We start from the raw sequence: 24,821 nt of genomic DNA, 5'->3' as shown, positions 1-24,821 counted from the left end.
AGGCAGTAGGTCCACTATGGCATACGCCTGACGCCATAAAAGATACCACTTGAATGCATCTTTATGTCATCAGCCCTCGGAAGTAGGAGGGGTACCGAGGCAAGTAAAACCGCAACGTGGCGCGGCCAGGCCGCTATTCCTGCGCCGAGTCGGGCTTGGGCGAATCGGCGACCCCCATCAAATCGGCGGCACGTGAGCGCTGCATGTCCGCGCGACGGAAATAGCCGATGACGGTGGCAACGCTGGTGTGTCCGGTCATTGTCATGGTTTCGGCGAGCGGTACTTGTTGCAGGGCAGCCTCCGTAACGAAACCGGCTCTCAGTGAATGGGCGGAGAAGTCGCCTTCGAGCCCCGCCAACACGCATCGATCGCGGACGATGTCACGCACGGCCGCTTCGGAAAGCGCCTCGCCGACGTGGCCGCCGCGTCGTACGCGACGGAAGATCGGGCCTTCCGTGATACCGGCGGATGTCAACCAGTCCGTCAGGGCGATTGCCGCTGCGCCCGTGACCGGTTTCTCGTTCTCGGGCAGGTCTGCGCCTTGCTGATTGGTCTTCGACCACGCAAGCGTGTAGACGTAGCGATCCGGCGCCGTGCGACGAACGTTCTCGCAAGTGGCGCGTACGACTTCCGAGCGGCGGCGTCCGCCGCTGGCCCATGCGAACAGCAGCAAGGCACGGTCACGTTTGCCTCGCAGTGAGTCGTCGCAGGTCGCCAGCATCGCGCGCAAGGGCTCGCGCGTGAGTGCATCTTTCTTGGCCGTCCGAACCCCGCGTTTGGCATAGGCGCGACGCGTTTTCCCGAGTAACTCCCGCACCGCCGGTTCGGCGCAGGGATTTGGCAATTCCCTCGAGGTATGCAGTTTGGCGATCACGCTTAGCCGGTGGAGCAGCGTGGCAAGCGCTGGCGGCCCGAGGCGTGTCTTGAGGCCTTGCGAGACGAGTGCAGCGTCGAGGGCATCGGGCAGCTCGGTCTGTAGCCCGTGCTTGCCTTGCCGCAGGGCGTGATCGACCACGAACTGCACGATTACGGCGTCCGACAGCGGCGCGGCGAGCGACTTCCCGTAACGCAGGCGATACCACCCGAGCCAGTAGCGCATGGCCGATTGATAGCTTTGCCGTGTGTTCGCGGAGTCGCCTTCCTGAACGAGCGCCCGCACGGCTTCGCGTGCATCGCCATCGAGCGAAGCCGGATTGAGCGGGGCGGGCAGCGGCGCCTGGGCGACAGTCAGCGCATCGCCATCGTGACTCGATTCAGGTGAATTGGCGGAGCGAGGTGTAATTTTCTTGGCGTACATATGATTTCATATGTAATATGTATTAAATAGAACATATGCGATAAATAAGTCACGATAATTTTCCATTATCGTGGGTTATTTGGCAATGCCAGCGAGATCAAGGAGTGCGCAATGACGACCACGACCCAAACACCGACATCTGCCATGACTGCGCCGTCGCCTCGGCAAGGCGGGCGGGGCATTTCCGAACAAGACGTGTGGACGGCTGCCGACGCGCTGTTGATGGCAGGCCAGCGCCCGACCATCGAGCGCATTCGTCAGCAACTCGGTCGGGGGTCACCGAACACCGTCAGTCCTTATCTCGATGCATGGTTTGCGGGATTGGGGGTGCGTCTGCAAGGGCGCGGGGCGGCGTCGGCGGGCTTGCCGGAAGGTGTGGAAATGCCTGAAACGGTGGCCCGTGCGGCGCTCGATCTGTGGACGCTGGCGATACAGGAAGGGCGCGCGGCGTTGGCGGAAGAGGCTGCTGCGCGACGTGCACTTCTGGACGCCCGAGAAGCGGAACTTGCTTCGGAGCGCGAAGCGCTGGAGCAGGCGCGTGCTGTGCTGCACGAACGCATTGCGGCCGCGGAGACGTCGGCGGCCGATGCGCGTCAGGCAAGGGATGAGGCGCAAGCACAGGCACGGCGTGCGGAAGCCTTGCTGATCGACGCGCAGGCGGACGCCGTGGCGTCGCGGCAAGCTGTATCGGTCGCGCGAGACGCGATGCAGGCCCTGCAAGACGAGCACGTCGCGCATCGTGCCCACTGGGATGCCGAGCGCGCCAGGCTCGGCGAGCGTGCCGACGCCAACGAGCGCCGCTTGATGCTCGAGCTGGATGCCGCTCGGGAGTCCATCAAGTCGCTGCAACAGGAGCGAAAGCAAGCGCAGCGGCAGTTGCAGGACACCGAGGCGACGCTATCCGCCATGACCGAGGCGCAACACGAAATGCGCTCAGCCAAGGCGCTGCAAGACGCCGTGATTGCGCGCTTGCGCGAGCAGGTCATCACGCAGGAGGCGTTGGCGGCGACTTATCAGTCAATGCTGGCCGTGCCGCCGACATCGACGGCCCTTGCAGGGCGCAAGCGGCGCGTTGGCAGCGTGAGTGGATCGGCGACTTCAGTCCTGCGACGCTCGCGTCGGTCCTGATGGCTGTAGTCGTGCCGGAGTCGGTCTGCCAGTCGACGCCGCTCATGCGGTCGGTTGCACCCCCCAAGGCGCCGAGTCAGGACGCGCGTTGACGTCTCGGCAGGAGAATTCACTTTAAATAATCGATGTCAGGAATGATGTCTAAGTATCTGATTTAAATGAGTGCAAATTGATGCGCTCGCGTTGGTTGCGCAAGGATGACGCTATGTGAGTGAGGCGCGTGCTTGCTTGATGTGGCTGCGACGCCTATCCTCACTTGCATGGTAATAGGCAGCGTTTGCCTGTGATGACTGCCGCTTTGCGCAAGGAGTGCTGATGCAACGAAAGACCTTTCGGGACATGCAATGTCCGATCGCCCGCAGCCTCGAGCGCGTGGGGGAATGGTGGAGCATTCTGATCTTGCGCGAGGCGGGCTACGGAACCACCCGTTTCGACGATTTTCAGCGCCGGCTCGACATTGCCCCGAACATGCTGACGCGACGCCTGGGCGCGCTGGTCGAGGAAGGCTTGCTCGAGCGTCGTCAGTACTGTGACCGCCCGCCGCGCTACGAATATGTGCTGACGGATGCCGGTCGCGATTTCCGTCCGGTGCTTTGGGCCTTGCTCGCGTGGGGGAATCGGCATTTCGCGCCGGAGGGCGTGTCGGCGCAGTTGGTCGACCGTGAGACGGGGCAAGTCGTGGAGCCGGTCGTGATCGATGCCGTCACGGGGGCACGGCTGGATCCGCAGCGTCATGTGCCCGCGGCGGGGCCGGCAGCGAGCGAAGGCATGAAACTTCGGCTTGCGCGCGCCGCAGCGTTTGCGTCAGGGCAACCGCTCGATGCGTCTGCCGCAGCGCTGATCGAGGAAGGCGCTGCCTCGATCGAGGCAGCGGGACGCTAAGCGATCGTCTGCTGTCCCGGCGTTGCGACTCAGGCCAGCGCCGGTGCCTCGGGTGCGTCCGGCACACGGGGCAGCGCCGCGAGCAAGCGGGCGAATGCCTCGCCCGTGATCGGCTTGCCCAGCAGGAAGCCCTGCATCTCGTCGCAATCGAGCGTCTTGAGCGCCTCGCGTTGCGAAGCTGTCTCCACCCCTTCGGCGACCACGTCCATATCCAGCGAATGCGCCAGCGCGATGATCGCGGATACGACGGCGCTGCCTTCGCGGCCGCACGTGTCGAGCCCGTTCGTGAAGAAGCGATCCATCTTCAACTGCTTGACGCGGAAGCGCTGCAGGTAGGCAAGGCTGGAGTAACCAGTGCCGAAATCGTCGATAGCCACTTCGAAACCATGGTCCTGAAACGCACGGATCACGTCGATCGTGTGCTGGGCGTCGAACATCGCCACCGTTTCCGTGATCTCGAACATCAGGCGATGGGGGGCGATGCCGGCGTTGTGCACGATCTCCAGGATGTTCTCCACCAGTTGCGATTGCGCCAACTGGCGGGGTGAGAGGTTGATCGCGACCTTCACGGGCGGCAGTCCGGCATCGTCCCAGGCCTTGATGTGCTGGCACGTCGCGCGCACCACCCAGTAACCAATCTGTACGATCTGGCCGGTGCGCTCGGCAACCGGGATGAAGTCGACCGGCTGCAGCTCGCCGAAAGTCGGATGCGACAGGCGCAGCAACGCCTCGGCCCCGGCCAACGCCTCGTTGTCGCCCCGGTACTTCGGCTGGAAATTCAGAGAGAAATACTGCTCGTGTTCCGCGTCGTGCAGCGCCTGCTGGATCTCCCAGGTGCGCTGCGCCGCGGCGTTCATGCGCGGCTCGAAGTAGCGGAAGATGCCGCGTCCGGCGCGCTTGGCCTCGTACATCGCCGTGTCGGCGTGCTTGAGGAGCAGGTCGATGCTGTCGCCGTCGTCCGGGAACAGCGCCACCCCGATGCTCGGCATCACATGCAGCGACTGGTTGCCCACGCGCAGGCCGTCGCGCATGTCGTCGAGCAGGCGTTGCGCCACGCGTCCCGCCACTTCGGGTGACGACAGCGCGCCGAGCAGCACGACGAACTCGTCGCCGCCGAGTCGGGCGACCACGTCGTCGCCGTTCACATTCTTGCGAAGGCGTTTGGCAAAGGCCCGCAGGACATCGTCGCCGACGTTGTGGCCGAGCGAGTCGTTGATCGTCTTGAAGCCGTCCAGATCCATGAACAGCACCGCGAACCGGCGCTGATCGCGGCGCGAGTTGATGAGCATGCGCGCCGCAGCGTCGTGCAGTGCGCGGCGGTTGGGCAGGTCGGTCAGCGCGTCGTAGGTCGCCATGCGGGCGATCTGGGTGTTCAGTTGCAGGACCGAATTGGCCAGAAAGCTGGTGCGCGCGTCCAGGCGGGAGACAAGCAGGGTGGTCGCGAGAATGAGGAACGTGAACAGGCTCACGGTCGTCACGAGCCACGGCGAGCTCACCCCCGTAGCTGCGCCGCAGACCGCGCCGGGCGCGAAGTTCGCGGCGGCCATGCCGGTGTAGTGCATGGTCGTGATGGCCATCCCCATGACCACGGCGGCCGCAATCCGCTTGGGCATGACGTAACGCAGGCTGCCATCGCGTAATGTGCGTGCGATCCACAGGGCGGCGGTTGCGGCGGCAATGGCGATCACGACCGATGCCGAGAACAGCGCCGGATCGTACTCGATGGCCGGGTCCATCTTCATGGCAGCCATACCGCTGTAGTGCATGGCGGCGATGCCGATGCCAAGCGTGACACCGGCACAGCCCACGCGCCAGCGGGTGAAGGGCTCGCTGGCGATCATCCACAGCGCGGCCCAGGAAATGGCAATGGCAATGCCCAGCGACGCCGCCGTGAGCGCCGGGTCATAGCCGAGCGGAATGTTGGCGTGCGAGGTCAACGGCGACCACGAAGGCGACAGCGACAGGGCAAGCATGCCGATGAAGTGCATCGACCAGATGCCGATGCCCATGGCGGTCGCGCCCACGGCGAGCCACGCGTGGCGCATGCCGCGGTGAGTCATGAGATAGATGCGACCCGAAAGGTCGAGCGCCGTAAACGATGCCAACACGGCAACTGCCAGCGATAACGCTACGAGCCAACCACTGTACGAACTGGACATATGAAAACCAACCGAAAAGTCCCGCTTAACCGGTTATCGGCAGGTATGGCCGAAAGTTGAGAATTTGTGTCGGAATTTTTCCGACGTTCCTGCCAGGCGGGAATCGGAGCGTCGGCCGATGTCCGCGCGTGCCGCGTCGATGCTCGACAGTGCCGATGCCATGGTGAATAATCCGTCCATACCCGCCCCGGTCGACATTGACGGCGACGACAGTGCCGGCGCTTGCCGACCGCGTTGCACGCACAACCTTCCGGTGGCAACCGTCGGGATCGCAAATCGGGAGTCGGATTCGGGATCAGCCGGGGGCAGAGGATGGCAGCCCTCGATTTTGCCTGATTTCCGGGAGATTTCCTCAAACTGCGTCAATTCTTGGTGGCCAACTTGCCCGCAGGAGCCGTGATATGCGCATTCGCATGGGGCTGTTGCAAGTGCTGGTGGTGTGTGTGGTGGCCGTCGTGCCGGGCTTTGCCGCCAATGCGGCAACTTCCGAAGCGCCAGCGTCCGGCGATGTCGGACCGGTCACGGCAAGTCAGGCGGCCGCCGGGGCCGATATGCAGGACGGCGTCGAATTGCGCTTCATGGACCGTCCTGTCGTGACATTCCGGGGCGTACTCGGCGGCGCGACGCCAGCGGTACGTGCCGCCAGAGCGCAGGCGGTACTCGAAAGCTTGCCCGGCCGAGACTTCGATGCTCCCGTCGATGTGTTGCGCGCCTCGCTTGGCGGTGTCTCCGGCGTCGCCTTCCGGGTTCAAGACCGCATTCTGTTTGCCTTGACGGCGGACGATCTGGCGCCGGGTGACCCGCGTACGCTCGACGCCGTCGCCGACGATACCCGGGAGCGCCTGCGCGTTGCCTTTGCCGCGCGCCGCGAGCAGCTTCACTGGCCGACGATCCTGCGCGGCGTGGCGTTGAGCGCGCTGGGCGCCGTCGTTCTGGCGCTGCTGGTGATCGGCGTCGGACGCATGCGCACTCGGCTGGAGACCCGATTGCAGGACGCCTTCGAAAAGCGTGTCCTGCAACGCACGACCCGCGGCTTTGACTGGACGGGCTCGGCGGTACATCTGGTGCATCAGGTCGTGCAGATCGGCGCGGTGTGTCTGGCGCTGGCGTTCGCCTATCTCTATCTGATCTTCGTGCTGATGCAGTTCCCGGCGAGCCAGCCGTTGGCCGCCCGACTGTCCGATTTCCTGTGGGTGCTCATCGACCGCTTCGGGTTGGGTGTGGCCGGCGCAATTCCCGGCATCATGACGGTCATCGTTATCTTCTTGCTGACCCGGGCGCTGCAAAGTCTCATCAACAATGTGTTCGATGCGGTGCAAAGCGGCCGCCTGTCCATTCCGGGCATGCATCCGGAGACGGCGGGCGCCACGCGGCGCCTGGTGTCGGTCGTGGTCTGGGGGCTGGCGCTGACGTTCGCCTATCCGTACATGCCCGGCGCGCAGAGCGACGTCTTCAAGGGCCTGTCCGTATTGTTGGGTCTGATGGTGACCCTCGGGTCGAGCGGGATCGTCAATCAGTTGATGAGCGGCATGGTCGTGATCTACAGCCGCTCGCTGAAGAAGGGCGATCTCGTGTCGATTGGTGACGCAACGGGCGTGGTGGTCGGCGTCGATGCCCTGTCGGTCAAGATCCTCAATCTGGCGAAAGAGGAACTCACGATCCCGAACGCCGTGGTCGTGGCGTCGACGGTGCGCAATTTTTCGACGCAGGGGCGCGGTCATGGTGTCGCCATCAGTACCACGCTGACGATCGGATACGACACACCGTGGCGGCAGGTGCATGCCATGCTGGTCGAAGCGGCGGGCAAGACGCCTCAGGTGGCGGCCCAGCCCGCGCCGTACGTGCTTCAGCGGGCGTTGTCGGACTTCTATGTGGAGTACGAGGTCTTTGCGACGCTGCGCGACCCGTCGACGCGCTTTGCCGCCATTTCGGCGTTGCACGAGAACATCCAGGATGTCTTCAATGGTTACGGCGTGCAGATCATGTCGCCGCACTTCGAAGAGCAACCGCATTCGCCGCTGACGATTCCGCCGGCGCAATGGTATCCGGCGCCGGCACGCGCTCCCGCACAAGCGCAGGCGACGTCGCCCACCGTTTCATCTCCCTCGGTCTCACCCGCACAAGGAACCGACCATGCCCGCTAAATCTCTGCCTACGGCCAGCGGTGCCACGCCTGCCAGCCCTGTCGCCACCCCCGCCGCCAGCGCGCCGGCACCGGTGCAGCCTGCGCTGGTCGTGCCGTTTGAGGCGCGCGTCGCCGCCGGGCGCAAGTTGCGAGAGAAGACGCCGCGCAGCGCGCATACGCATCTGGGCAACACGGACCGCGACCCCGTCGAGCTGCTGCAACTGAGCAGCGAGGGGCGGGTGGGCTCGCTTGTGCCATTGCGCTACGGCCGCATGCTGGCGTCACCGTTCGCCTTCTACCGGGGCAGCGCGATCGTGCAGGCGCACGATCTGGCGGGTACGCCGCACACCGGCCTCACCATGCAGATCTGCGGCGACTGCCACTTGGCCAACTTCGGCGGTTTCGCGACCCCGGAACGCACGCTGATCTTCGATCTGAACGACTTCGACGAGACCGCGCCCGGCCCGTGGGAGTGGGACATGAAGCGCCTGTGTGTCAGCCTGGTGCTGGCCGCCCGGCAATTCGGTTTCGGCGACACGCTTGGGGTCGAGATGGTGCGCGCGGCAGTGGACAGCTACGCGAAGCGTCTGGACGAATACGCGAGAATGTCCACGATTGCCCTGTGGCACGAGCAGGTGACGTTCGATCGCATGCTCGACCTTGCGCAGACCGAGCGCGTGCGTGAAGGCGTGAAGCGTGGCATCGCCCGGGCGACGGGGCGTACGCATGAGAATGTGCTGCCAAAATTCGCGCATCAGGTCGGTGACCACTGGCAGATCCGCGATACGCCGCCGACCGTGTTCCATGTGCACGGCGCCACGACCCTGTTCGGTCAGGAAGACGACTGGCTCGGGTTGGGCGATTGGCGCACGCTGTTCGCTCCCGTGTACAAGAGCTACGTGAACTCGCTGCCGCCGGATCGTGCGCGCATGCTGTCAGGCTATACGCAGGAAGACTTGGCGTTCAAGGTCGTCGGGGTCGGCAGCGTGGGCACGCGGTGCCTGGTGCTGCTCATGATGGATACGCACGAGCAGCCGCTCTTCCTGCAGTTCAAGGAGGCGTCGAAGTCGGTCGTTTCGCGATTCTTCAAGAACGCGACGCCCAAACACGACGGACGGCGTGTCGTCGAAGGCCAGCGCCTGATGCAGGCGGCCTCCGACGCTTTTCTGGGCTGGGGGAGTGGGCCATTCGGGCGCTGCATCTACGGGCGTCAATTGCGCGACATGAAAATCTCGGCGCAATTCGAACTGTTCCGGGCCGATGGTTTTCGCGAGTACGCGAGCCTGTGCGGTTGGGTGCTCGCCCGCGCGCACGCCAAGGCGGGCGGATGCGCTGCCGAGTTGGTCGGCTACGTGGGCAAGGGAATTCGTTTCGGTGAAGCGCTGATCCACTACTCGACGGACTACGCCGATCAGGTCGAGCGCGATTACGAACGGTTCCGCAAGGCCTGCCGCGACGGGCGGCTCGAGGCGCGTACCGACGCCGACATGGCTGCCGATTTCACCGCCTGATCCATCGATGTCCCGCGACGACACTGCCGCTTGGTCCGCCATGCAGCGACCATCACGAGGCGCAGGCTCGTCATGCTGAGCACCGCCGAACCGAGGAGAGTCTTGACGCATGTTGATGCTACGTTGGCGAGTCCGTGTCGCTTTGGCCATCAGCGCGGCAGTGCGCTGGGTATCGCGCACGCCCACGCTGATCGTCTGGAGCGGCGTGGGCATTTCGGTGCTGGTCATGGCCGTTGCGGTGGCGCTGCTCTACGAAGGGCGATTGCTCGTGCTGGCACGGGCAGCGGACAATCAGCACAACATTGCCGAGGTGCTCGAGCGCGATCTCGAGCTCAACTTCCAGCTGTATGAGGCGTCGCTCGACGCCGTGGTGGTACTGCTCGCGCGGCCCGACATCCAGGCGATGACGCCTGCGTTGCGGCGCGAAGTGCTGTTCGAGCGAGCGGGGGCGTCGCGCTACATCGGCTCGCTGCTTGTGCTCGATACGGAAGGCAATATCGTCATCGACGCGGAAAGCGAAACACCGAGGCCGTTCAACTTCGCGGATCGCAATTACTTCAAGGTGCACCGGGACGATCCGCACGCCGGGCTTTACGTGAGCGGCTTCATTCGGTCGCGACTGCGTGGCGAGGCGCCGACGATGGTATTGAGCCGCCGCATCTCGCGCCCGGACGGCTCGTTCGGCGGCGTGGTGTCTCTGGCGGTGGACGTCAAGTACTTTCGGTATCTGTTCGATCACATCGAGATCGGTCGTCAGGGCACCATTCTGCTGCTCGACAAGGGTGGCGTGATTCTGATGCGCAAGCCATACGACGCGAGCGTCATCGGCATGGCGTTGGCGCAGACGGGGCGCTTCGACGCGCTTCCGCCGGATCGGGACGACCAGCGTATCTTCCATGTCCGTTTTCTCGGTCGTCCGAGCCTGATGTCGCGACGGCATCTGAGCAACGTGCCGCTAACGCTGATCGTCGTGACATCCGCCGAGGAAACGCTCGCGCCGTGGAACAAGCGCGTAATCGAGTTCGGTGGCCTGTTCGTGCTGCTCAATGTCGGCTTTGTCGTCACGTCGGTATTGCTGGCGGCTCAGTTGCGGCGGCGCTTGCGGGCCGAGCGAGAGCTGCGGCTGCTCGCGCGCACCGACGGTCTGACCGGGCTTTCCAATCGGCGCTCGCTCGACCGGAATCTCGCCAGCGAGTGGCGCCGTGCGCGGCGCGCCCGACAGCCGATGGCCGTGGCGTTCATCGACATCGACTGGTTCAAGCGCTACAACGATACGCACGGCCATCAGGCGGGCGACGCCGCGCTCGCCGCAGTGGCCGGCGCCATTGGTGCGGCACTGCAACGCCCGTCCGACTCGGCGGGGCGCTACGGCGGGGAGGAGTTCATTGCCGTCATGCCGGATACGGACGCGGCCGGCGCAGAGCGTGTTGCGCAGGGCATCCGGCGTGCCGTGGAGCAGCTCAATCTTGAGCACGCGGCGAGCGACTTCGGGCACGTGACCGTGAGCATCGGTGTGGCGTGCGGCACGCCGAAGGGCAAGGAAACGGTCGACGTCCTGGTGAAGGCAGCCGACGACGCGCTGTATCGGGCCAAGTCCGGCGGGCGTAATCAGGTTGTCCTGGCGACGGCAGAGCCACTGTAGGATTCGTCCGGTATCAGGCGACCTGCCGATGGCGGCGATGTTCTTGCCGCCAATTTTTATGTCCTCGCGTTCTGCATTCGGACATCTTCCCAACCCATTGATTCACCGACTGTTTTTGTTGTCGTTGAATCGTCGATTCGTGGCGCGGCAGGCCTTGCCAGCGTCCGCCTACACATCTTTCAGATTCCGCCGATTCGCTGCGGGAAAGCGGCTATCTACAATCGATTTCAACAAGTTCGCAGCCGGTTGCTGAAGTCAGGGCGAAGGCGCGGATAGCCGCCGAGGAGATTGTCATGGCGAAGCGTAAGCCGTCGTCGCCAGCGTTGCCCAAGTCATCGATGCCGCACAAGGCCGCTGACGCGGACGAACGGACACAGTACGAGCAACACGCATTGACGCATGAAGACGGTGACGCCGAGACGAATGGCGCTCAGGCGCCGGCTTCCGGCGAGGCGGATGTTCCGCCCCCGCACGAGGCCCGTCAGTCGGCGGCGCGAGACGAACAAACTGCGCAGGCGCAGAAGCAGTCAGACCCCGCGTGGCTGGGCGCGTCAGCGCCGAAGCGCGGCGGGTCGAAGGGTGGCGAGTCATCGGCGGGCGGGCACGGTTATGCCCCCGAGATCGCTCACGGCAAGGAAAGCGGCTACGGCCCGGCCGACGCCGCGCCGGGGGCGCATCCGAGGTTCGGTCGACAAAGCAGTTACGGTCCGCATGATGACTACGCGGGCACCGGGCGTGATGCCACGGGGCATGTGCCGTCGGCGCGAAGCCCGTCGACGTCGCGGCGCGTCGAGTGGCCCGAAGGGACGGTGGGTGCGCAGACATCGCAGCAAGAGGCCCCCGCAGATGCCGGTCGAAACCAGCAGGCGCAGGGTCCGTCAGGCGAAGCCGGGCAGGCATCAGGGAGTGGGGGCCACGGTGGTGGTGGCAACGATCGAGGGCGCGCGAGTGTGGGCATTCCGGGCGAGCCGCAACAGACGGCGCATCGCTCGGTACACGCCCGCTCGCGCGGCCCGTCGCCCGGTGACGCTGCTGTGCGCGACGAGATCCGGCAGGCGCTACGGGACGCGCACGACCTCGATGCCTCGCATGTCGACGTCACCGTAACGTCCGGCCTCGTGCTCCTGACGGGGCATGTCCCGGAACGATGGATGCAGCACGTGGTGCAGACGGTCGTGTCCAAAGTGCCGGGTGTCACCGGCGTGGACAACCAGTTGCACGAACGCCGCGGGAAGGCCATGAGCCGCCCGGGCGAAAGTCAGGAAGGTCACAAGATTTGAAGTCGGCAACATTGCATGTGCTTTTTGATAACTCACTCGGGAGGTCAACAATGAAACACGCCAATCTGCTCAAGCTCGCTCTGGCTGGTGCACTCGCTACGACCGGTCTTGCCGCGCATGCCCTCGATCAGGGCGGGATCATCAAGATCGCTGACAGCGCGACCGCCAGCGGCGCAATGAGCGATACCGGCCGCAAGATCGATGACTCGGCACTCACCGCCAAGGTCAAGGCCGAGTTGCTCGCGAAGAAGGATGTGCCCTCGACCAAGGTTCACGTGACGACCCGCAATGGCGTGGTCCACCTCACCGGATCGGTGCCGCAGTCGGCGCAGAAGACGCTGGTGGTCGACACGGTCAAGGGCGTTGACGGCGTCGTCGACGTCAAGGACGACATCAAGGTAATGAGCAAGTAACCGCGCGGTCGCGCCCGCTCGCGCCCGCTCGTCATGTCTGCGGGGCGCGCGCTGGCGCGCCGCGGCTCCGCCCCACGAAGGAGGAAATGATGGTTATGCAAACCGGACAGGGTCAAACCCCCCAATCAGGCGCACGCATCGTAGGGTCGTCGCACGAATTGCCCGACGGCCCGGGCCCCTCGGTCATGGCGGCCGACTCGCTTGACGCAGAGAACGTGGTGAATCCCGCAGGCGAGAGCCTCGGCAAAGTCAAACACATCATGCTCGACGTGCAACGCGGCACGGTGGCCTACGCGGTGCTGTCGTTCGGCGGCTTCATGGGCATGGGGGACAAGTTGTTCGCCATTCCGTGGCACGCGTTGCAGCTCGACATCGAAAACAAGCGCTTCATTCTCAATCTCGACAAGGAGGCGCTCAAGAAAGCCCCGGGGTTCGACAAAGATCACTGGCCGAGTATGGCCGACCTCAAGTGGGCCGAGCAGGTGCATACGTATTACACCGTCGACCCGTACTGGCATTGAGTGCAGCGAGATTCCGCTCATGCCTGGGCCATTCGAACATCACTGGCTGATGCTGGCGTCTCGTCGGTATGCGCATCTGCCCGAACCTTTCGATCCGGGCAAGCCGCCGGGGACGCCACCACCGAAGTCGCCGCCTGACGAAGACGAGCCGACACCGATGCCGCCGCCGGACAGGCCGCTGGACCCGCCGGTCGAAGAGCCACCGACGCGGCCGCCCGGCAAGTACGTGGCGTCACGGATGTCGCACATGTTGCATGTGCGCCGTGGTCGAGAGCCGGTAGCGGCTGAACCCGCAGAGGCCGGACCGGCAAGGGAGGAAAGTCATGCTTGGCACTATCTTGTTGATTGTTTTGATTCTGGCGTTGATTGGTGCGGTACCCGCCTGGCCATATAGCCGGGGATGGGGCTACTACCCATCGGGGGGTATCGGACTGATCGTGCTGATCGTCGTTTTGCTGGTGTTGATGGGACACATCTGACCGGTGAACCGACGCCAACGAAGTCACCTTCAGCTCCCGGCGCCGTCTGCGTAGCGTCGGGGGCGTAGCAAGGAGATATCGCCATGCCTTATCGACAGACGCAAGAACTGCCTGCGAGCGTCAAGGATCACTTGCCGTCGCATGCACAGGAGATTTACCTGAAGGCCTTCAATTCGGCCTGGGACGAATACAAGGCGCCAGGCGAGCGGCGCGGTCACGAATCGCGCGAGGAAACCGCGCACAAAGTCGCGTGGTCCGCCGTGAAGCACTCGTACGAAAAGGACGAAAAATCCGGTCAGTGGCACGCAAAGCGACATCACTGACGGCAGGACGCGCAGACCCCCAATACGATTGCATCCGGTTCCCGCAACCGGAGCGCAACCGTAGATTGCCGGCCCACCCACTGGGCCGGTTTTTTTGTGTGGCCATGTTGCGTTGCGGTGTGATGTGTGTCGAATTGAGGGACGTGCCTTTCATTCATGAAGTTTTGATGATGCTGCGTTGCGACATATGCGCTGCAAACCCGGGCGCGTTCGCGTAAAATTCCCTTCCTTGACCGGGTGCTGCCGAGTCGTTCCCGATGCCGTTTTTCTTGTCGTTACCGACAGCTTGACCAGTGCTGCACTGGCGTCTTCACCGAATCCCAATGAGTGCCCCCCAATCCCTGCCCGCCGAGGCAGCGCAATCGTTGCCGCCATCGTCCATTCCTGTCTGGCTGTCATTCGTCGCCCTTGCGATGGGTGGATTCGCCATCGGAACCGGCGAGTTCGTCATCATGGGCCTGTTGCCCGATGTCGCGCGTGGCCTCGATATCTCGATTCCACAGGCCGGGCACGCGATCAGCACCTATGCCTTGGGTGTCGTCATCGGGGCACCGCTGTTGGCGGTGCTGGGCGTTCGTTTGCCGCGTCGCGCGTTTCTGATTGCCCTCATGGCGATGTTTGCCGCCGGCAATCTGGCCAGTGCGCTGGCGCCGAACTACATCGCGCTCATCGTGTTGCGCTTCATGAGCGGTTTGCCGCATGGCACCTACTTTGGCGTGGCGGCGCTGGTCGGCGCTTCGCTGGTCCCGCCGCATCGGCGAGTGCATGCCGTGGGGCAGGTGATGCTGGGCCTGACGCTGGCCACGCTGTTCGGTGTGCCGCTGGCGGCAGGCCTCGGGCAGTGGCTCGGCTGGCGGGCGGCGTTTGTCCTCGTGGGTCTCATCGGCGCGCTCACGGCCGTACTGGTCTGGCGTTGGGTGCCGAACGCCCCGGCACCGCATGGCGCTAGCCCGCTGCGCGAGCTCAGTGCGTTGCGCAGCTCGCAGGTGTGGCTCACGCTGGGCATTGGCGCCATCGGTTTCGGCGGCATGTTCGCCGTCTTCAGCTACATCAAGCCGACGCTCATGCAGGTCGCCGGTGTCCCCGAAAGCTGGGTGCCGTTCTATCTCGCGCTGTTCGGTGTCGGTATGGTCGGCGGCACGGTGATCGGGCCGCGCCTGGTGGCGGCCGCGTCGTTGATGCGCGCCATCGGCGGCACGTTGATCTGGTCGGCGCTGCTGCTCGTGGCCTTCACATTCACGTCGTCGAATCCCTGGCTTGCCGGGGTCAACGTGCTGGCCATCGGCACGATCATCATCATCGGCCCGGCCTTGCAGATTCGGTTGATGGATGTGGCTGGCGAAGCCCAGACGCTGGCGGCGGCGCTCAATCATTCGGCCTTCAACATGGCCAACGCCGCCGGCGCATGGCTCGGCGGCGTGGCGATCTCGGCCGGCTACGGCTGGACGTCGACCGGCTGGGTCGGCGCCTTGCTCTCCTGCGCGGGCATGGGCATGTTCGTCTGGGCACGCCACGACGCTCGCAGGAAGGCGCGATAGCACAGGCCCTGCATCGCGAACGTGGCGACGAATGCGAGCGGATACGCCCACCAGATGCCGGGCAGGCCGGCGATCCGCTCGAACACGATGGCTGCCGGTACCTCGATGCCGAGCAGCCCCACGGCGCCCAGTAGCATCGGCACCCACACCTTGCTACTGGCGCGCATGGCGCCGGTCATGATGGCCGTCATCCCCATGATCAGCACGCTCCACGCCACGGTATAAAGCAGCCGGGTGGCGAGCGCCAGCACCTCCGGATCGGTCAGGAATCCGCGCATGATGAGCGGCGCGGCCAGACAGACCACCACGATCAGACTTCCCGTCAGTACCGCGTTGCACAGCAGACCGGTGCGAACGATCGCGTCGATGCGTTCGCGGCGTCCGGCGCCGATGGCGTGCGCACACAGGATCGATGCCGTGATCCCCAGCGTCATGACGGGAAGCTGCAACCAGCTCAGTACTTGCGTGACGGCGCCGTAAGCCGCCGTGGCGTTCGCGCCATGACGATTGATCATGCCGAGCAATGCCATTTCCGCGATGGCCATCGTCAGCATTTGCATGGCCGTGGGCACGCCGATGCGCAGGATGCCGCGGGCAAGCGTCGGGTGCCATTTCACGTTGCGCCAGAGGCCGTGACCCGGCGCCAGTGGGTGCCCTTTGCGCCGCCAATGCATCGCCATCCAGATCAGCGCAATCGCCGACGAGAGCAAGGTCGACGCGGCGGCGCTCGTCACCCCCAGTCGGGGCAACGGTCCCCAGCCGAAGATGAATGCCGGGGTGAGGCCCAGCGATAACACTGTGGCGACCACCAGGGCGAACAGCGGCGAGATGGCGTCTCCGGTGCCGCGGCTCATGGCGGTCGTCAACCACAGCAGGAAGACGATCGGCATGCCGACAAGCATCCAGCGAGCGTTGCCGATGGCGGCATCGAACACGCTCGCGGGGGTGCCGAGCGCGCGCATGAGTGGGGTAGCGAACAAGCCGCCAAGCACACTGACGCACGCGCCTGCCGCGAGCATCATCAACAGCGCGGTGCCCGCGACATTGCGGACCCGCGCCAGGTCGCGGGCACCCCAGGCTTGTCCGATCATGACCGTAGCACCGGCGGACAGGCCGATGACGATCGCGAGCAGAAAGAAGAACACCGGAAAGAAGGCCGATACGGCGGCGATGGCTTCGGTGCCGATCAGGTGACCCAGATAGATGCCGTCGACCGTGCCCGCAATCGATTGCAGGGCATTGGTCATCATCATCGGCACGGCAATCATCAGCCAGGTGCGCCACAGTGGACGTGGCGGGGGCGTTGTCGTCGGTTGTGTCATGGGACTCGTTGTTCGATGGAAACGTCGGGCAAGGTGAATGGGCAAAGCGGGGCCCAACCGGGCGGCGATCCGTCCGGTGAGCGTGAGAAAACCAGGGAATCCGGGCGCTGGAGGGCGCCCTACGATGTGGGCTGCGGAGACAACGTCACGGCCGCGTGAGCGACTACGCCACGTCGTCCATCAGATCGTCGGTCGACGTGAACCGCAACAGATGCGCACGAACATCCTCCGGCCAGCCCGCGATCCGCGCGCCGAATCCATCGAGGTCGTGCGCGAAGAGGGCGCGCGACGCTTCTTCGAATTCCGGCAGGTCGCCAGCCATGGTGGACATGAAGCGGTAGGTGCGTTCCTGCGCGCGCCGCAGCAAATCGCGTCCGACGTTCTTGCGGCGGGCTTCGTCCACGAGTTTGCGCAGGGCGACAGATGCGCCGCCGGGTTGCGACGCGAGCCAGTCCCAGTGACGCGGCAACAGGGTCACCTCGCGGGCGACAACGCCCAGCTTCGGCCGTCCGCGCCCTTTGGCGGGCGCTTCGTCCGGGGTGAGCGGTACGGCGGCCGGTGCCGGATAGCGCGCGCGAATGTCGGCCGCAGTCCCGCGAACGTCGACGTCGCGGGTGTCGCCGGTGTGGTCGTCGAAAATCAGGACGCGGGCATTCGGGTCGGCAAGCATCGCCTGTTGAAAGGCGATGGCGGCATCGGCGAGCGAACCCGAGGCAATGCGACGCATGTCGCGAAAGACGGTATATCCGAGAGAAGTGGCTGGCACGGCAGGCTCCGGCAACGTAGTGTCGATACCGGCGAATATTACCCGGGTGTTATTTGGATTGCAATATCACCCGGGTAATATTTTTTGACGTGTGTCGCGTCCTGGCGACGGGTGGGTCAGGCGGTCAGCGCGACGCCGCCATTCAGTCTTTCAAGCACCGTGGCGCGCACGGCGGTCGGAGCGTTCTCGAGAAGGGCCGGCCATTTTGCCTGTGCGTCACGCACCGTCTCGCGTGCGATGGCGGTCAGACGGCTCACGCGCAACAGTCCGGCGCCTTTGAGCAGTGCATCGAGCGCCTGCCAGTCGAACGCCCGCAGTGTCTTGTCGATGGCGCGGTTCACGCCGTAGTGCGTTTCAGGGACATCGTGGAAGAAGGCGGCAACGCACACCGGGTCGTACACGGGGGCCAGTTGCGGCGTGTGGGCATCGGGATAGGTCAGTGCCCAGTTCTTGAGATGCGCGTCGGTGTTGCCCAGCAGGATGAAGGCGATCAGGCGTCGCAGGAATTCGCGCACGTCCTGCACCGGGCGTGCCGAGAGTTGGTCGAGCACACGCAGCATGGTCGTGTAGTCGATGCCGAGTCCGCGTCCGTACTTGCTGCGCGGCGGGTATTGCAACACTTGTGCGAATTCTTCCATGTGCACGCGACGGCCGTCGGGCAGGCGGTCGAATCGCGGCACGGCAAGGATATGCTCGAACGGCACCTGTTCAGGTAACTCGGCATCGCTGCGCGAGATGATCTCGGCTTTGGCGCAGTCGAGTTCGAGCGCCTCGCACAACTGGTAGCCGGTGTATTCGTTTTCGACGAGATCCGGATGTCGCGTTGTCGGTAATTTCAGGATGACCGAGCCCGCGCGACCGTGGCGTTTGACGATGTAACGCCTGCCGTCGCGAATGGCGGAGAACTTGGTTACGACACCGGGCAGTGATGCTGCGTCCTCGACCGGCGTGTCGACAAACCCCGGCTCCACCATTTCGAGTCCCAATGCCGTATGCCAGCGGTGCACGACGTCGGGTACGCCTTCACGCGCCGGCACGGGTTCGACTTCCAGCGCACCCATGAGGTCGTGCCCGGCGGCGGCGAGCAATTCGAATTCGTCGTCCGGGCTGCATCGACGCTCGGCGGCGAGACGCTCGCGATTGTGACCCTCGGGCAACAGGTTCTCGAAGTAGACGGGCCAGCGGCCGTCGGTGCGCACGAGGCGTGCGTCCTGCGGCGACGCGAGAATCTCCCGCGTCGCGGTTTCGCTGGCCCCGCGATACGCGAGCGAGAGTACGGGGCGTTGTGCGTCGGCGATGTAGTCCTCGTCGAACGACATGCGCAGGATGTCGCCGTATTGCGACAGGTAGCCGATGGCGCGACGCGAGCCGTCGGGCATGTGCAGATAGGCGCGCAGGTATTTGATGTTCATGGGCGAAGGTCCGACGCCGATCCGCCGGCGAGCGTCTCGACAATGGAGGGTGGGGCGGCAATGCCGCTCGGCTGCGCAAGGTACTTGCCACCCGAGCGCAGAAACGCCTCGACTTCCTGTCGCAGGTTGGCCGGCACCAGCATGGGTTCCAGGCCAAGGGCGCGCGCCATCTCCAGCACCGTAGACACACGCGGATCGAATGCGCCGGACTCCACCTTCTGCACGGTCATGCGCGACAGACCAGCCCGCTCGGCCAGGTCGGCCTGCGTCAGATCGGCATCCTTGCGGGCGGCAATCAGCGGATCGATGAAGCTCATGATGGTATGCATTTCTCGGAAAATGATGCTTTATCTTAGCATTTTTCCGAGGCGGCATTCATAAAAGATAATTGAAATAAGCTTTTATGAAAAAATGATAATAATGATTATCTTAATCGTCGTGACCCGTATGAATCTTGCCGCGGGACGCCTTGACACGAGAGCGCACCTGTTTGGCGTCGCGACGCCGGACCTGGCTCGCAAGTGTCGGTCGGGTCGCCACCCGGCGGCGAGGGATGACGGCGGCGGCGTCGACAAGCGCTTGCAGACGCGCCATGGCGTCGGCGCGATTGAGGTCCTGCGAGCGATGCTGCTGTGCCTTGATGATGATGACGCCATCCTGCGTGATGCGCTGATCCAACCGGGAGAGCAGGCGCGACTTGACATCGTCGGGCAGCGACGAGCGCATCACGTCGAAGCGGAGGTGAATGGCGCTGGAGACTTTGTTGACGTTCTGGCCACCGGCGCCCTGAGCACGCATGGCGGTGAGTTCGACGTCTTCGGGGGCGATGAGAATGCGACGGTTCATGAAGCTAGGATAACGTTCTCGCCGCGTCGGTCACAAGCATGACCGATGGGCGGCGCCGGAACGAACGTCCGGCGCCGGGTGCAGGAGATGCCGCTGTACAGGTGGCCCGGTCAGTGCGGCGGTGCGACCACCACGAACTGGACCGTGGGTCCGGAATAGACCGGTTGGTACCACGTCGACCCGCAGCGCTGGTAAGCGACGTTGTTGACGACGGTACTGACACAACTGGGCGGAATGCTCGCCACCGTCGAGCCGATGATCGCGGCCGACACCCCGATGGTGACCGCCGCGGCCACCGGGTCATACCATCCACCGCCCCAGTAGGGAGGCGGCGGCGGTGGGGGCGGCGGAGGCGGCGGTGGATGCGGCCCTGGGCCCGGCCCGGGTCCAGGGGGCGGAGGCGGCGGATGTGGTCCAGGTCCAGGTCCGGGCCCAGGTCCAGGTCCAGGTCCAGGTCCAGGTCCGGGTCCAGGTCCGGGTCCAGGTCCAGGTCCAGGTCCAGGTCCAGGTCCAGGTCCAGGTCCGGGTCCGGGTCCAGGTCCGGGATGTGGTCCGGGTTGTGGCTGCGGCCCGGGGCCGGGTGGCTGTCCGCCGCCGTGCGGCGGGCCACCCGACGGGCCGCCTGCGTTGGCGTGCATGGGTTCGCCGCCTCGGGGAGCGCCCGCGTTGAAGTTGCCGCCGTGCGGTGCGCCACCGCCCTGGAAGCCACCACCGCCGTGCAGGCTGGTGCGCGCGCCCCCGTGGAAGCCAAAGCCGAAACTGGCCGTGGACGTCAGTGCAAGCGCCGCAGCAATGCTGACGCAGGTCACCCTTGCGACAAGCGTCAATGCGGATCGCGCACGCGGCTCGCCGATAGCGTGGGAGGTCACGGATTTCATTGCTGACCTCCTGTCGACGCTGGGTCACTCGGCTGCTGCGCCCGTGGCGGACGCATCTCGATGCGCTGCGCGCCCGCCGGTGCCCGATAGCTGAACGTGCCGGCGGGGAAGGTCGGGTTCACATCCCAGCGATAGTTCACCGAATGTCTCGGTCGCGACGGTTGCGACGTATCGGTAATCACGAATCGGCAAGGCAGCGGCCGCGATCCGGCGCGAATCCACAGCTCCCAATCGACGTCGGGCTGCTGGAAGGCGTAATGGTTGCACCACTCGCCATTCACCCGATCGAGCCCGATGAACAGCGCCGAGCGCAGTTGGGAGGCATCGTCGGGATCCATGCCCCAATAGAAAAGATCGGCCAACGGCATGCCGATCCCGTACTTCGCGTCGATTTCGCGCACCAGCTCGTCGATGGTCGGCGGCGCACTCGCCTGGCTGTAAAAGCGTTTGCCCTGCGAATCCTCGTACAGGGTGAACGTTTTGCCGTCGTAGACGAATCCACGGTTGCGTGCCTGACCGGTTACCACGGCACGCACTTTGTCGGGGCGTTGAACGGAAAGCTCGGTGCGATGCAGAAAGCCGACATTCTGACCGGTACTCAATACGGCGTCGGTAATTGTGTCGGCCTCCACGCGAAAGCGCTTGAGCGAGCGCAGATAACGGCTCATGGCGGTGAGCGCGTCGACGGCCTCCTGCTGCATTTCCGGCATGCCCTGTACTGGCAGGGAACTATCGGAATTCGGCGCCTGCGCCAGCACTGGCGTGGCCGCGAGCAGGGCACTTGTCAGAATGGCAAGTGCGGCACGGTGGGGAGATTTTCGCCGGGGAAAACGCCGGAATGACGGAATTGGCACAGTGTGACCTCATTCGGAAATCGGAATTGAACGGGACGACAACCACGTGCAGACGCGACGCCGGCAGGCGCGCAAACATGACTTTCGGACGAATCCAGAGCGCTGATGCGAGCCGACACTTCGCAGGAAAGCGTACCTCCGGAGAGCAATGCGAGTGCCAAAGCGCGAACGAAGACGTGGATTCAGAATAGTGATTCGGATTGCAAACTGTCAAGCCGATGCCCATCATCCGAATGGATTAGGAATTACTTGAATATTGAGAATAACTTTGTAACAAGCTGTATCTGAATTACCCGGAAAAATCGCTTTGAATACATTCGTAGTGACGGGAATGAGTTGATCTATATCAAACTGCGATGCAATTTCTCAGTGGAATCAGCTTTTTGTGAGCATATTTCGTGGCTTCGTGAATAATTTTAATTATCGGAATCACTGTCGATATTTTGCATGCAACTTAAAATTACGTTGCGGCTTTGAATTATTTTGTTACTATCCGACGGAAACGTCCGGGTTTTTGCGTAGTCGTGGCGTCCCGGGGTTTTATTTTGGACAATTAACTAAGTTGCGATCCCGGGTGCGGGAATCGCACACATCGATAACAAAAGGACTCACCATGAAGCTGAAGCAAGCCATGATTCTGGCCGGCCTGTTGTCGTTGGGAACGGTGGCCTATGCGCAAGACGCGCAGCGACCGGCGCCGATCGTCGCGGGCCGCGTTATTGAGTTCCGCACGACCCTTCTCGGCGTTGACGTCAAGAACCGCACCATTCGTGTGGCCGACGATCAGGGCAAGCCGGTGACTTTCCTGGTCGGGCCGGACGTCAAGAACTTCGAGCAAATGCGCAAGGGCGACAAGATTGTCGTGGCCTACCAACGCTCCGTTGCCATTTCCGTTGCGCCGGGTAACGGCATCCGCAGCCGCATCGAAACCGAAGGTGCCGAGCGCGCCGCACCGGGCGAGCGTCCTGCGGCAGGTGGCGCACGCAACCTGCAGGTGGTCGCAACGGTTCAGCGTATTGATCGTGCCGCCAATGTCATTACCGTGCGCGGCCCGAACCGTACCGTGGACGTGGCCGTCGAAGATCCGAAGTTGCTCGAAGGCGTGAAGGTCGGTGATTCGGTGACGGTGAACTACACCGAAGCTGTGGCCGTTGCCGTCACGCCGGATCCGAACGCAGCCAACGACGCCAAGCGCAGGCGTGTCCCGCCGCGCCCGGCGTCGGCACCGAAGCCCTGATGTTGGTTGGGGGACTGCGTACCCCCACACGCGGCAATCGCGAATGCAGTCGCTTTGATCGTCGCGCCACCGGCGTCGCCAGGGATGGCCCGCCGGCGTTCGATGCCTTTTTGATGCGACATGCGCCCCCCCGGAGATCGCCATGGCACGTTCCGCCTTGAAGTTCGACGATTGGACTTACGCTTCCCTGCTTGCCGCCGCGCGCGACGCGGACACGGCACACCCTCACAACAATCCCGCCTTTCTCGACGCGTTTCTGTCCGGCGCGTGGCGTGCTGCGCACCGGATCTACGGCGCACAAACCTATTTGCGCTTTATGGCCGAGGCGGGCGTGACACGCCGCCCGAGCGCCGGTACGGTGCAAAAGGCCATCGTGCGGGCGCGCATCACCTATGAAGTGCCGGCAGTCCCCGCCTTCGGCGCGATGCCCACGGGCGCGCCGACCGTCTGGGCACAGCAATTCGAGCAGAATCTGGCGCGAGCCATGAACATGCTCGATGCCATGCCGGAAAGCCACACGCGCGCGAACGATGCCGTCACCGACGTGGCCGATGCCATGCGGCGCGTGCAGCATCTGGAGCGGGAAAATCTCGAGCTACGCGCGCGACTGGCGCAAATGACGGTGGCGGCTGCCTACGCGCGCGAAGCGCTGGGCGAGACGCTGACGGTATTTGCGCCGCACGCCCTGCACGCGGGCAGCCGGAGCCGTCAGGACGCCTGACGGGCGAGGGCGGACGGCGCTCTGGCGCCGTCGACGCCTTGCGACGTTGCGCCGTCGACCGGCGGCCCACCGGCCTCGCGGCCGGTAGACACCGAAAAGCCGAAGGTGTTGAGCCCGTCTGCGCTGCGCGCCCAGACCGTACCACCGTGCATTTCGGCGATCGCCTTGACGATGGCCAATCCTAGACCGTGGTTTTCACGACTGTTCGTGCGTGAGGGCTCTGCCCGGTAGAAGCGATCGAACAGGTGGCGCAGCACATCGCGCGGAATCGGTGCGCCGGGGTTGACCACTTCGATGCGCACCTGACGCCCCTCGTGGGCAGTGGCAGGCGTTATCGGCGTCACGGGGGTGATATATACGTCGATGTTGGCGCCGGCGACGCAATGCTCCATGGCATTCATCACCAGATTGGCCAGCGCGCGTCCGAACAATGCCTTGTTCACATGGGCAAAGGCGCTGCCGTGCAGGCGTGCAGTGACCTGTGCCTCTTCCAGCGCGATCTCCAGAAACTCCAGTGTGTGCGCGGCTTCGCTGGCGAGCGACAGCGCAGTGAGACCTGTCGCCCGTTCGCCCTGATCGGCGCGCGACAGGAACAACATGTCGTTGATGATCGTGCGCATGCGGCCGAGTTCTTCCAGATTGGACTGCAGCAGCACGCGCAGATCTTCGACCGGGCGGTCCCGCGTGAGCGCGACTTCCGTCTGCCCGATCAGGATCGTGACCGGGGTGCGCAGCTCATGCGCGACGTCGGCATTGAAGGACTCCAGTCGCTCATACGAGCTCTCGAGACGCGCCAACGCGCCGTTGAACGAATTCGCCAGGTCGTTGAGTTCGACCGGCAACGAACGCGTGTCGAGTCGCTGCGACCGGTTGTCCGGACGGATTTCCGATGCCTCGCGCGTGAGGCGGGTCAGCGGCGCGAGGCCCAGCCGCGTTACCGAATAGCTCAGGATCAGCACGCCCAGACTGCCGAGCGCGGACAGGGCCGCGAGGCCTAGCCCGAAGGCGCGCAGCGTGCGTTCGTTCGGCGAGTAACTGGCCGCGACCTGGAGCGTGACGGCCGGTCGCGTGCCATAGGGCGGCAGAATTTCGCGTGTCGTCAGCACGTCGTCGCCATCGCCGTCCGGCCGGATGCGCACGTAACCGTTGGACAGGCGCTTGACGAACATGCCATTGACCGGCGTGCCGTAGGTGTACCTGGGGTCGTCGCTGCTGACCGCATAGGTCGTGGTGCCGTCGCGCGGCGTCATGTCGCTCAGCTTCTCTCGCACCAGTTGCCACTTTTCCGGCGTGCCCCCGTGATAGACGATGATGTGCGCGATCTGGGCGCGATCGTCGAGCGATTCGCGCAAGTGCCGCTCCAGCTGCACGCGCAGCATCACATACAGGGCGGCGCCCACGAGTGCGAACACCGACAACGCCACCACGGCGAACATGGCGGCGAGGCGGCGGGAGATCGAGTTTTTCACCATGGGACGTTCGCGAAG

General features: G+C 64.3%; 22 protein-coding genes. 13 read left to right on the top strand and 9 right to left on the bottom strand.

The genetic code is table 11. The features are described 5' to 3' along the window. Window positions 1-133 precede the first annotated feature (133 nt). A complete protein-coding gene (locus tag ABWO90_RS08975) occupies window positions 134-1,297 on the bottom strand; it encodes a site-specific integrase (protein WP_353190863.1) in 1,164 nt (387 codons plus the stop codon). A gap of 111 nt (window positions 1,298-1,408) precedes the next feature. Between ABWO90_RS08975 and ABWO90_RS08970 the strand changes: the two genes are divergently transcribed. Together ABWO90_RS08970 and ABWO90_RS08965 are read left to right on the top strand one after the other, a co-directional pair. Continuing rightward, on the top strand, window positions 1,409-2,425 hold the full coding sequence (locus tag ABWO90_RS08970; protein ID WP_353190862.1) for a DNA-binding protein: 1,017 nt from the start codon (window positions 1,409-1,411) through the stop codon (window positions 2,423-2,425). Between the two features lie 315 nt (window positions 2,426-2,740). Further along, a complete protein-coding gene (locus ABWO90_RS08965) occupies window positions 2,741-3,307 on the top strand; it encodes a winged helix-turn-helix transcriptional regulator (RefSeq protein WP_353190861.1) in 567 nt (188 codons plus the stop codon). Between the two features lie 29 nt (window positions 3,308-3,336). Here ABWO90_RS08965 and ABWO90_RS08960 read toward each other — a convergent pair whose 3' ends face one another. After that, complete coding sequence (locus tag ABWO90_RS08960; protein WP_353190860.1) at window positions 3,337-5,466, bottom strand: putative bifunctional diguanylate cyclase/phosphodiesterase; 2,130 nt, start codon at window positions 5,464-5,466, stop codon at window positions 3,337-3,339. Between the two features lie 401 nt (window positions 5,467-5,867). On the opposite strand from ABWO90_RS08960, the gene ABWO90_RS08955 reads away from it, so the two are divergent. From ABWO90_RS08955 to ABWO90_RS08915, 9 genes are all read left to right on the top strand, one after another. Beyond that, window positions 5,868-7,610, top strand: a complete 1,743-nt coding sequence (locus tag ABWO90_RS08955; protein ID WP_353190859.1) for a mechanosensitive ion channel family protein — start codon at window positions 5,868-5,870, stop codon at window positions 7,608-7,610. Further along, window positions 7,600-9,102, top strand: coding sequence for a DUF2252 domain-containing protein (locus ABWO90_RS08950; RefSeq protein WP_353190858.1), 1,503 nt, complete (start codon window positions 7,600-7,602; stop codon window positions 9,100-9,102). The genes ABWO90_RS08955 and ABWO90_RS08950 overlap by 11 nt, the downstream gene beginning before the upstream one ends. A 109-nt stretch (window positions 9,103-9,211) precedes the next feature. After that, window positions 9,212-10,744, top strand: coding sequence for a GGDEF domain-containing protein (locus ABWO90_RS08945; RefSeq protein WP_353190857.1), 1,533 nt, complete (start codon window positions 9,212-9,214; stop codon window positions 10,742-10,744). A 293-nt stretch (window positions 10,745-11,037) separates the two neighbouring features. Continuing rightward, the gene (locus ABWO90_RS08940) at window positions 11,038-12,024 is read left to right on the top strand and encodes a BON domain-containing protein (RefSeq protein ID WP_353190856.1); all 987 of its coding nucleotides are present in this window, start codon (window positions 11,038-11,040) and stop codon (window positions 12,022-12,024) included. A 50-nt stretch (window positions 12,025-12,074) separates the two neighbouring features. Beyond that, a complete protein-coding gene (locus tag ABWO90_RS08935; RefSeq protein WP_353190855.1) occupies window positions 12,075-12,437 on the top strand; it encodes a BON domain-containing protein in 363 nt (120 codons plus the stop codon). Window positions 12,438-12,526: 89 nt separating this feature from the next. Further along, the gene (locus tag ABWO90_RS08930; RefSeq protein WP_353190951.1) at window positions 12,527-12,958 is read left to right on the top strand and encodes a PRC-barrel domain-containing protein; all 432 of its coding nucleotides are present in this window, start codon (window positions 12,527-12,529) and stop codon (window positions 12,956-12,958) included. Window positions 12,959-13,281: 323 nt separating this feature from the next. Continuing rightward, window positions 13,282-13,437: a DUF3309 family protein gene (locus tag ABWO90_RS08925; RefSeq protein WP_023596102.1), complete on the top strand. Its 156-nt coding sequence runs from the start codon at window positions 13,282-13,284 to the stop codon at window positions 13,435-13,437. Window positions 13,438-13,520: 83 nt separating this feature from the next. Then, window positions 13,521-13,760: a ChaB family protein gene (locus ABWO90_RS08920; RefSeq protein ID WP_353190854.1), complete on the top strand. Its 240-nt coding sequence runs from the start codon at window positions 13,521-13,523 to the stop codon at window positions 13,758-13,760. Window positions 13,761-14,083: 323 nt separating this feature from the next. Continuing rightward, a complete protein-coding gene (locus tag ABWO90_RS08915) occupies window positions 14,084-15,298 on the top strand; it encodes an MFS transporter (protein ID WP_353190853.1) in 1,215 nt (404 codons plus the stop codon). Here ABWO90_RS08915 and ABWO90_RS08910 read toward each other — a convergent pair. The 6 genes from ABWO90_RS08910 to ABWO90_RS08885 form a co-directional block, all read right to left on the bottom strand. After that, window positions 15,196-16,620 (bottom strand): MATE family efflux transporter, encoded by a 1,425-nt coding sequence (locus ABWO90_RS08910; protein WP_353190852.1) that lies wholly within the window; start codon window positions 16,618-16,620, stop codon window positions 15,196-15,198. The two genes, ABWO90_RS08915 and ABWO90_RS08910, sit on opposite strands and share 103 nt — an antisense overlap. A gap of 163 nt (window positions 16,621-16,783) precedes the next feature. Further along, entirely contained in the window at window positions 16,784-17,386 is a 603-nt protein-coding gene (locus ABWO90_RS08905; protein ID WP_353190851.1) for a DUF2239 family protein, read from the bottom strand. Between the two features lie 116 nt (window positions 17,387-17,502). Continuing rightward, window positions 17,503-18,798, bottom strand: a complete 1,296-nt coding sequence (locus tag ABWO90_RS08900) for a type II toxin-antitoxin system HipA family toxin (protein ID WP_353190850.1) — start codon at window positions 18,796-18,798, stop codon at window positions 17,503-17,505. Beyond that, entirely contained in the window at window positions 18,795-19,115 is a 321-nt protein-coding gene (locus ABWO90_RS08895; protein ID WP_353190849.1) for a helix-turn-helix transcriptional regulator, read from the bottom strand. Before ABWO90_RS08895 ends, ABWO90_RS08900 begins: the two co-directional genes overlap by 4 nt. Window positions 19,116-19,227: 112 nt before the next feature. Continuing rightward, a complete protein-coding gene (gene arfB / locus ABWO90_RS08890; protein ID WP_353190848.1) occupies window positions 19,228-19,644 on the bottom strand; it encodes an alternative ribosome rescue aminoacyl-tRNA hydrolase ArfB in 417 nt (138 codons plus the stop codon). A gap of 874 nt (window positions 19,645-20,518) precedes the next feature. Next, complete coding sequence (locus ABWO90_RS08885) at window positions 20,519-21,232, bottom strand: DUF2092 domain-containing protein (RefSeq protein WP_353190847.1); 714 nt, start codon at window positions 21,230-21,232, stop codon at window positions 20,519-20,521. A gap of 757 nt (window positions 21,233-21,989) precedes the next feature. On the opposite strand from ABWO90_RS08885, the gene ABWO90_RS08880 reads away from it, so the two are divergent. Both ABWO90_RS08880 and ABWO90_RS08875 read left to right on the top strand, forming a co-directional pair. Then, window positions 21,990-22,613 carry a hypothetical protein gene (locus ABWO90_RS08880; RefSeq protein WP_353190846.1) on the top strand — a complete coding sequence of 208 codons (624 nt, stop codon included), beginning with the start codon at window positions 21,990-21,992 and terminating at the stop codon, window positions 22,611-22,613. 142 nt (window positions 22,614-22,755) lie between these two features. Further along, the gene (locus ABWO90_RS08875; RefSeq protein WP_353190845.1) at window positions 22,756-23,334 is read left to right on the top strand and encodes a hypothetical protein; all 579 of its coding nucleotides are present in this window, start codon (window positions 22,756-22,758) and stop codon (window positions 23,332-23,334) included. Here ABWO90_RS08875 and ABWO90_RS08870 read toward each other — a convergent pair. Next, window positions 23,322-24,803, bottom strand: coding sequence for a heavy metal sensor histidine kinase (locus tag ABWO90_RS08870; RefSeq protein WP_353190950.1), 1,482 nt, complete (start codon window positions 24,801-24,803; stop codon window positions 23,322-23,324). The genes ABWO90_RS08875 and ABWO90_RS08870 overlap by 13 nt on opposite strands. Window positions 24,804-24,821 lie beyond the last annotated feature (18 nt).

The organism is Pandoraea pnomenusa (assembly GCF_040391475.1).
GTDB lineage: Bacteria > Pseudomonadota > Gammaproteobacteria > Burkholderiales > Burkholderiaceae > Pandoraea > Pandoraea pnomenusa_C.
The sequence above is the reverse complement of the archived record's forward strand: the minus strand, read 5'-3'. Positions and strand labels throughout refer to the sequence as shown.